The organism is Allocoleopsis sp. (genome assembly GCF_036703385.1).
Classification (GTDB): domain Bacteria; phylum Cyanobacteriota; class Cyanobacteriia; order Cyanobacteriales; family Coleofasciculaceae; genus Allocoleopsis.
On the sequence record NZ_DATNPA010000234.1, the window covers coordinates 1 to 8556 of the forward strand.

The following is an 8556-nucleotide window of genomic DNA, read 5'->3' on the forward strand; positions in this document are numbered from 1 at the left end:
ATCGAGACCACGCTGCTGCTGAAGTAGTGCGACAACGCGGTCTGGAACAATTAGTAGCCAGGGACTCTGGCGAATCGAAGGAGCCTGTTGCAGTCGGTCTGCCGGGGACTGGCAAAAATCAGTCTAGGTCAGAGGCGAAACTTGACTCCCGCAAGGGAGGCAGAAGAACCAGAAATGCCAATTCGTGAGGATTGGAAGCCCGCGCTGTACCGTAAGGTCAGCGTCGGGAGGATGTCACGTAATCTTGAATACAGACTCTACTGCTGATTTAACAGTATTACTGGCATCTTTCAGCTTTTGGGCAATGGGCTGCTGAGTATTCAGGAATACACGGGCACAGTTACGTCCCGGCATCCCAGAGATCGAACCGCCTGGATGAGTCCCAGCACCTGTGAGATATAAATCTTCAATCGGCGTCTTGTAGTTAGCAATTTCCGGTAAGGGACGGAAGAAAACCATCTGATCAAGGGTCATGTCCACATGGTAGTAGTTGCCCTTATATGCCCCCAACCGCTCTCCTAATTCTGCTGGGCTTTCCACACGACGAGCTATGATTGCATCTTTGATATTCGGCGCATAATCTGCCAACTTATCAATTACGCGGTCAGCCACTTTGTTTTTCAGTTCATCCGTCCAACCTGTACCCTTCAAACCTGTCCCTTCAGCGCCAGCAATCTGGTAAGGAGCAAAGAACTCAATCCATAACGTATGCTTGCCTTCGGGAGCCATTGACGGGTCTAATACGGTTGGGACATCCAAATACATTGAGGGATTAGAGTCTGGAATAATTCCCATCGTTGCCAGGGAGTGGGCTTCTTCTACATGAGCCACAGAGTCAGCAATCAGTACTGAGCCAATCAAGTACTCGTCTTTATGGTCAAATCTTTCAAAGCGTGGCACTTCCGACAGGGCACAGTCAATCTTAAGAATGGTTTCATTGTTATTGACAATACGCCGCTCCAAGCGATCTCGTAGGTTGGGATCGGCTGAGTGGCTATCAGCCGGATCAACCATTTGCAGGAACAATCGTCGGGCGTCAATATTGGAAATCACACCCTTGTTCGCGCGGTACTCTTTGCCTCCACCCACTCTGACACCTACAGCACGACCGTCATCAACTAAAACTTGCTCAACGTGCTGGTCACACAAGACAACGCCACCTTGACTCTTAACCAGGTTTAGTAAGGCTTTGACCAGTGCGCCTGTCCCGCCACGGGGTCTGGCCATACCAGGGTTATGACGTAATGACATCATCATCGCCCCAATGGCAAGGGTTTTTTGGGAAGGAGGCGCTCCTAATTCTGAGGCGAGTCTTGCCAGTGGAGCTTTGAGGAACTCGGAATCAAACCACTCGTTGAGGAGATCTTCTGGGCTGGTTAGCATATTACGAACCAAGTCCAGTGCTTTATCAACGCCACCGATTACTGACAGCAGATCTTTGATATTTTGTGCACCATAGTTACCTGCAATATCAATAATCGACTTAGGTGGCGCATTGAACATGGGAGTGATTGCTTTGGTGACGCGCTGCCAGTAGTCGATAAATTCAGCATATTTTTTAGCATCGCGATCGCTATATCGGGCAATCTCAGCACAAGTCTTCTCCACTGACTTGTGACCCAAAAAGTATTTCCCATCGGGATGAGGGCAAAAGACAACAGGGTCACAGAACAGATATTCCAACCCGTATTTGGTCAGTTCTAATTCTTCGACCACGGGGCCTAGGTGAATAAATTCGTGATCAATAGCGCAGAGGTTGAACTTAAAACCCGGCGCTTCCTCTGGCAACACTTCTTCTGTGGTTGCAGCTCCACCAGGAACAGACCGCTTTTCTAGCAGCAACACACTATAACCTGCTTTTAACAGGTAGGCAGCACAGACCAGTCCATTGTGACCTGCGCCGATTATAACGACATCGTAAGATTGCATGAATAACGCTCTACAAAGTGAGGAACCTAATATCTCACTGATTGTAAAGAAATGAAAAGACTTTCTAGTCTACCACGGGAAGGATATTGCAGGGTAGTCCTAAGGAAGGTGAAATAGACTGGGAGGCTCAATTTATCGTGCTTTTGGAGGAGAAAGATGCTCTGCGATCGCATCACGGCGTGGTGTGATGGGCGCAACCTCTGAGCGTATAACGTAGACGACGCACTATAAGCGCGAGAGAACTCAGCAAACGTAAGAGGAGGCGCTTATCTAGCGCTTCGCTCTATTAGAGCAGATAATGATTATAGGTGTCCCTGCTCCTTACTCTTTAATCGATCTTGATCGATCTGTAGAGTCTGGCTGAAAGTCGTTGCCACAGCTATACTGGCAAAGTCTGGATCTTCGTGTAACTAACAAGTCTTTAATAGCCTATGAATCCTGTAGTTAAAGTTGTTCAACCCTCTGGTATTTTAGACGGCACCAAAGCCGGTCAGTTTCGTCAAGAGATTGCTAACCTGGTGGATTCTGGTGTCGATATCGTGTTGGTTGATTTCCAAGATGTTACCTTCATGGATAGCTCAGGTTTAGGGGCGCTAGTCTTGGCGCTGAAAACAGTTCGAGCGGCTGGGGGCAAGCTCTATATTTGTTCAGTCAACGAACAAATAAAAATGTTATTTGAACTAACGAGCATGGATCGCGTCTTTGAAATCTTTGCAAATCGAGAAGAATTTGAGAACGCTGTTCTTTCTACCCACTAAGGCAAGAAAAGCTCTTGCCTTAGGAGCGTTTTAATCGAAGTTGATTTCCAGTAAAGACAAATCATCATCAAAGTAGTCTTTGGGATTCACGGCTTTAATAGCCTCCAAGATCTGATCTAACTCACGAGTATTGTTACTCCTACAGTCTTTCAGAAGCTTGATAAACGAATCCAGTCCCCAGATGGTGCCGTCTGATTGGTTAATCTCGTAGATCCCATCGCTGAAAATATACAGGGTGCTGGGTTCGACGATTTCACAGCATTCATCAACATAATCGGTATCAGGGAACATGCCAGCGGGTAAGCTGGGAGTCTTCAGGCTTTTTACATGGATGAACGAATCTGACCTTCCAGAAAGCAATAGGGCAGGTGGGTGCCCTGCACTGGAGTAAACCAGTTGACGCTTGACCCGGTTATAGACCGCGTACCAGATGGTAAAGTATTTATCATTCTTCTGAGTCATCTGGAAGGTTTCGTTCAGTCCTCGTAAAACATCGCTGGGTTGATAGTAATTAATTTTAGGCAGCGCCCGCGATCGCAGAAGATTCAACACTTGAAGAGTTGGTAAAGCAGCCCGTAAGCCATGTCCCGAGGCATCCAAGAGATACAGAGCTAAATGCTCTGAATCGAGCCAATAGTAATCAAAGCCATCACCGCCTAGTTGCCGAGAAGGAATGAATCGAGAATCGATGGTTACGGGTGGCTCCGTCAATCGGTCGGGAAGGATTGAACTCACGTATTCAGCGGCTTCTGCTAATTCCGCCTCCAGCAGCTGTTTCTGGTGCTGCAAATCTCGGTTGGCTTCATGCAACCTCAAACCAGCCCGCACTCGTGCCTTCAATTCAGCCATTTCCACTGGCTTGGTCAAAAAGTCATCCGCGCCAGCATCCAGCCCTTCAACACGATCCTCAAGAGCATTTCTAGATGTTAGCAGGACAAATATCGTCGTTGAAAGTTCTGGTGTTGCCTTGACTTGGCGACAGACCTGTAGCCCGTTCATTCGGGGCATATTCCAGTCACAAAGGACGAGTCCCGGACGTATCTTGCGTGCCTGTACTAGACCATCTTCACCGTTACTGGCAACTGAAACCTCGTAACCTTGGTTGTGCAGTGTCCGTTTCAGCAAGATTTGAATAGCCGGATCGTCATCAATAATCAGAATTTGGTTCATGGCATCGAGGTACTACAAGTCATGCTTACGAGAATGCAGATGCACAGGTTGAGAACATGGATAGTTACTAGATTCAGTTCGAGTGTAGTCTAATGAGAAAGCGAGATAAAACTGCACAGCAAGTTAATCAATGGTAGAGCATGGGTTAAATCCAGGCTAGACTAGATTTTTCAACAGGGCGTATCGGCATCTTGACAACCATGCTTTAGTGTCGTTGATGTAAAGGGCTTTGAGCAATTGAAAGACTTCCACCAATCTAGCAAGCAAGTAAAGAGTGACCTGAAGGTGTTAGAAGAGGTTTTGTCGTGGTTTGAGCAACTTAATCAACCTTCTATCCCCAAAAAAGTTTGGTTACAGTGCCAATTAGCCCTAGCCGAAGGGTTCACCAACGCCGTCCGTCATGCTCACAAAGGTCTACCGACAGATGTCTCCATTGACCTAGAAGTTACTCTATTGCCCCAACACTTAGAAATGCGAATCTGGGATCAGGGGCCCCCGTTTGATTTAGAACAGTGGCTCCAGACTCACGAGCATAGGATGGATGCTGGCGCTGGCGGTGGGCGTGGGCTAGCGATCTTAAATCAAATCGCAGACCAGCTCAGTTATACACGTACCAATGACAACCGCAACTGTTTATTGCTCGTAAAAAATTATTAGGAAACCCCAAACAGTGGCTTTCCTTAAGGCTGTCTGGCTCTTGGGCCAAGCCTTGGTACCGAAAGAAGAAACGCGGCTCAGGCTGAACTAGATTTAGTCGCGCGGAAGGGGCTTTCTTTAAATCGCAACAAAGTTCAGCTGATGCCAAAAATTTATACTTCATACTTTTTTCAAGTTGTTTATTGACCCCGTTAATTTTTCTTCGTGAGTTTATAATCCCTCACTGGAACAGACTGAAATGGCTGAATTGTTGGATGGCGTGCGACAACAACCGGAACCCCTCCAGAAGGGACAAGAGTAATGCCGCGACGTACTGGTCGTACAGGACGTGGATCGACCAGCGCAAGCTGATAATGGGACAGAATCGTTGCTAGCACTAGTTTCATTTCAAACATAGAAAAGGCCATTCCAATACAGCCACGAGCGCCGCCGCCAAAGGGGAGATACTCAAAAGGCGAAAACTTTTGGTGGAGGAAGCGATCGGGTTTGAACAGCTGGGCATCCGGAAAGACTTCTGGACGGCGATGAGCGAGATAAATACAAGGAACCAGGATTGTACCTGTATCAAAATGGTAGCCTGCTACTTGCACAGGTTCCAAGGCTCTTCGAGGTGTACAAATCAAAGCAATGGGATTGACTCGCAGGGTTTCGGCGCAGACGGCTGTCAGATAAGGCAATTGAGCAATTGCCTCTGGCTTGAGGTTATCCCCTGAGTCGCCGAGTTCCCTTCGCAGGGTTTCGCATACCGGGGCACAGGAGTGAATCCAGTAAAATGCCCAAGTGAGGACAGCTGCGGTAGTCTCGTAACCGAGGAGCAGCAGTGAAACGAGTTGATCGCGCAGCTCAACATCGCTCATCGGTTGACCATTCTCATCCCGTGCTGAAATTAGCATTGAGAGGATATCTGTACGAAACACATCAGCTTGTTCCCGGCGTTCTTTAATCTCGTCATAGATTAGGGCGTCAATGGCAGCGCGGCGTCTGAGAAAGTACCCCCAAGGACTCCAGGCCCCTAAATCACGTTGTAGGGGAGGGAAGAAAAACAGACTGGAGTACAAGGGAGCGGTAATGTCGTCTAAGAGCGAACTCAGGCGTTTTTCGAGCTGTTGGTAACGGGGGCCCGGTTCAATACCAAACACAACCCGCAGGATAATCTGGAGGGTAATCTCTGGCATAACGTTCTGGATGGAAACGGTGGTACCCGTTGTCCAGTCGGCTATGGCTTTTTCGGTGATTTCACAAATGAGTTGACCGTAACCTCTCATGCGATCGCCATGAAACGGCGGTATCATGAGTTGACGCAGGCGATTATGGCTGTGCCCTTCCTGTAAAACGATAGATTGCTCTCCCATCAAAGGTTCAAAGACATGGGTTGCCTTGCGGAAGTCTAACTTTGACGAGGGCAGCGAAAAAATCTCTTGAATTGCATCAGGATTGCCGAAAAAGACCACAGGCGGAGAATTTAAACCGAGTACTCGTGTGGTGAAGATGTCTCCATAGCGTTCTCGACAGTTATCCAAAAATTGAGTCGGTTGAGCAATTAATTGAACCGTCTGTAACAAAGACGGTGTCTGCGGACCATCAGGTAAGTTCATCAGACTGCGTGAGACTGTGTGAAGGATAGAGCTGAACAAAAAGTGTCACAAGTGAAGTTGGTATGCGCCAGTCGCATTGCCACCAAGAAGTACTCTTTCCCTGGAAGAATACCATTGTATTTCCCTGCAAAATCCTTGGTTTAAGTCATTTGATGGGCGGTAATCTTAGAGTTGCAAGGAAGTCATTGAACTGTACGGGTTCACACCGAACTCGCGACAGCTTGGGGCAAATGCTTTTTAGGCTGACGCTGACTCGTCACAACCATTTTGACGCCGTCAGAGGGTGCAATTGTCACACCACGACGGGCAGGTTTCACGGGTCGTTGCTCACCTAGTGCCAGTTCATAGTTAGAAAGGATCATGGCTAAAACCAGCTTCATCTCAAACTGAGCTAAAGCAAAGCCAACACAAAGCCGGGTTCCTCCGCCAAATGGGAAATATTCATAAGGGGAATATTGCCGTTCCAAAAAGCGCTCTGGCTTAAATTGTTTAGGCTCTGGATAGAGGTCTTCTCGTTGATGCGTTAAATACAGACAAGGAGCAAGTGATGTTTCTGGCTCAAACTGGTAGCCCATAATCTGGACAGGTGATTTGGTCACTCGTGGGACGGCGATCGGGACAATCGGGTAAATCCGCACTGTCTCTTGACAAACGGCGGTTAAATAGGGTAACCGATAAATTGCCATTGGATCGGAGCTATCTCCTAGAGTCTCCAGCTCACCGAGCAACCGTTCACGCACTGAGGGTAGCTTGTGAATCCAGTACAATGCCCAAGCAAGAGCTGTCGCCGTCGTTTCGTGACCCGCTATCAACAGCGTCATCAACTCATCACGTAATTCCACATCCGTCATTCCCTCTCCCTGACCATCACGAGCCAACAGCAGTAAAGTAAGAATGTCCGTAGCATCAGGATTCAGCTGCTGACGACGTTCAGCAATCTCCGCATAAAGCAGGTCGTCAAAAACTTGCTTACGCCGCAACATCCGTCCCCAAGGACTCCAAGCCCCCCAATCCTTTTGCAGACCTTCAAAGAACAACATGCTGGAACGCAACGGAGAGCCGGTCATATCCAGGAGTGAGGCAAGGAGTGGCTTCAATTGTTGATAACGCGACCCCTCCCGCAGACCAAATACAACTTGCAAGATGACTTGGAGGGTAATTTCTTGCATAACAGCACGGGCAGTAAACGGCGTGCCCTTTGTCCACTGACTCGTAACTTGCTCGGTAATCTCACAAATCACCTGTCCATAGGTTCGCATCCGTTCTCCATGAAAGGGAGGCATCAAGAGACGCCGCTGCCGTTGGTGGCGATCGCCATCTAGCATCAATATGGAGTTATCCCCTACCAAAGGTCTTAAAATCCGGTTGGCTCGACCGGCATCAAACTGCTTGGTATCGGCAGTAAAAATCTCTTGAATAGCTTGCGGATTACTGAAAAACACAAAGGGTACAGACTTACTCAGGTGTAGCGTAAAGGTATCCCCGTAGCATTGAACACACTCATCCAGCAAGCCAAGGGGGTCAGTAATCCATTGGATGAGCTGCCAAGTGGGTGGCGTTTTTGGACCATCAGGTAATTTCATAAAGAGTGAATCAGCCTTGGTTTCAACGGTGAACAATGACCAGTTTAGTGAATCGTAGAAAGTGATAGAGGCATTGCAGCAGAAGGCGATTTAGAAATCTCTATCCCATCAATAAGATATTTGATGGCTTGAAATTCCCAAGCTGACGCTGTTGAAAGCCCCCTCTCTCGACATACCAGATTGTACGATCTACCTATTAAGGCCAACCCGTTACAGGGACGCAGTTGTTTGAAGAGGGATCTGACATTATGACCGTTGCCACTCAAGCCCCTAGCTTTCAAAAGGGGATTCAGTATTTTGGTGAAGCGTTGCCGGGATTTGACAATCTAGGCAAGGAACCTGCGATCGCACATGGACAAAAGGCGATCGCTAACCCCAATGACCCAAAGGCTGTCTTTCAAACAATGCTAACGGCTGACGCCCTGCGTTACCTAACCTTGCAAGTTACGGGGAGTAAAGCTTCTGGACATCCTGGGGGGTTTGCCAGTCAAGCGGAAGCCTATGCGGCTCTAGTCATGCTAGGCCATAAAAACATCTTGACAGAAGTCGGACATCATGCTCCAGGTTTCTACAGCGCCATGTTCCTCGATCGCTCGTTAGAGGACATGGGAATTTATACCGTGCAGCAATTGCGCGATCGCTTCCGGGAAAAACACGGACTTTTAGGTCACTTATCCGGTTACATTCCCGGTATTCTCGCACCGGCTGGCCCGTTGGGACAAGGGCAACACTTTGCAATGGCGGCGGCACTCCTCCACCGGGACAAGCTGTTCCCTTTCACCCTCGGCGATGGGGGGATGGGCGAACCCTACCCGATGAGCAGTATGGCGCATTTCCATACCGCTTATCCCGACGTGACGAACT

Annotated in this window: 6 protein-coding genes and 2 pseudogenes; 4 read left to right on the top strand and 4 right to left on the bottom strand. The window is 48.4% G+C overall.

What is annotated here, in order from left to right:
• A pseudogene (locus V6C93_RS11430) lies at nucleotides 1-188 on the top strand (RNA-guided endonuclease TnpB family protein); the annotation flags it as partial.
• Nucleotides 189-234: 46 nt separating this feature from the next.
• On the opposite strand, the gene crtO reads toward V6C93_RS11430, so the two are convergent.
• On the bottom strand, nucleotides 235-1929 hold the full coding sequence (gene crtO, locus V6C93_RS11435) for a beta-carotene ketolase CrtO (protein WP_333476785.1): 1695 nt from the start codon (nucleotides 1927-1929) through the stop codon (nucleotides 235-237).
• Nucleotides 1930-2360: 431 nt separating this feature from the next.
• Here crtO and V6C93_RS11440 point away from each other — a divergent pair, with 431 nt between their 5' ends.
• The gene (locus V6C93_RS11440; protein ID WP_333476786.1) at nucleotides 2361-2687 is read left to right on the top strand and encodes an STAS domain-containing protein; all 327 of its coding nucleotides are present in this window, start codon (nucleotides 2361-2363) and stop codon (nucleotides 2685-2687) included.
• A gap of 30 nt (nucleotides 2688-2717) precedes the next feature.
• Here the strand turns inward: V6C93_RS11440 and V6C93_RS11445 are convergent, their stop codons facing one another.
• Nucleotides 2718-3857 (bottom strand): PP2C family protein-serine/threonine phosphatase, encoded by a 1140-nt coding sequence (locus V6C93_RS11445; protein WP_333476787.1) that lies wholly within the window; start codon nucleotides 3855-3857, stop codon nucleotides 2718-2720.
• A 237-nt stretch (nucleotides 3858-4094) separates the two neighbouring features.
• Here V6C93_RS11445 and V6C93_RS11450 point away from each other — a divergent pair, with 237 nt between their 5' ends.
• Nucleotides 4095-4514, top strand: coding sequence for an anti-sigma regulatory factor (locus V6C93_RS11450; RefSeq protein ID WP_333476788.1), 420 nt, complete (start codon nucleotides 4095-4097; stop codon nucleotides 4512-4514).
• A 191-nt stretch (nucleotides 4515-4705) separates the two neighbouring features.
• Here V6C93_RS11450 and V6C93_RS11455 read toward each other — a convergent pair whose 3' ends face one another.
• Both V6C93_RS11455 and V6C93_RS11460 read right to left on the bottom strand, forming a co-directional pair.
• Nucleotides 4706-6109 carry a cytochrome P450 gene (locus tag V6C93_RS11455; protein ID WP_333476789.1) on the bottom strand — a complete coding sequence of 468 codons (1404 nt, stop codon included), beginning with the start codon at nucleotides 6107-6109 and terminating at the stop codon, nucleotides 4706-4708.
• 200 nt (nucleotides 6110-6309) lie between these two features.
• Nucleotides 6310-7692 (bottom strand): cytochrome P450, encoded by a 1383-nt coding sequence (locus V6C93_RS11460; protein ID WP_333476790.1) that lies wholly within the window; start codon nucleotides 7690-7692, stop codon nucleotides 6310-6312.
• Between the two features lie 248 nt (nucleotides 7693-7940).
• On the opposite strand from V6C93_RS11460, the pseudogene V6C93_RS11465 reads away from it, so the two are divergent.
• Nucleotides 7941-8556, top strand: a pseudogene (locus tag V6C93_RS11465) (phosphoketolase); the annotation flags it as partial.

What these genes read in the sequence shown, in the direction of transcription:
- crtO (WP_333476785.1), bottom strand. Translation starts at nt 1,929, where the DNA reads ATGCAATCTTACGATGTCGTTATAATCGGCGCAGGTCACAATGGACTG.
- V6C93_RS11440 (WP_333476786.1), top strand. Translation starts at nt 2,361, where the DNA reads ATGAATCCTGTAGTTAAAGTTGTTCAACCCTCTGGTATTTTAGACGGC.
- V6C93_RS11445 (WP_333476787.1), bottom strand. Translation starts at nt 3,857, where the DNA reads ATGAACCAAATTCTGATTATTGATGACGATCCGGCTATTCAAATCTTG.
- V6C93_RS11455 (WP_333476789.1), bottom strand. Translation starts at nt 6,109, where the DNA reads ATGAACTTACCTGATGGTCCGCAGACACCGTCTTTGTTACAGACGGTT.
- V6C93_RS11460 (WP_333476790.1), bottom strand. Translation starts at nt 7,692, where the DNA reads ATGAAATTACCTGATGGTCCAAAAACGCCACCCACTTGGCAGCTCATC.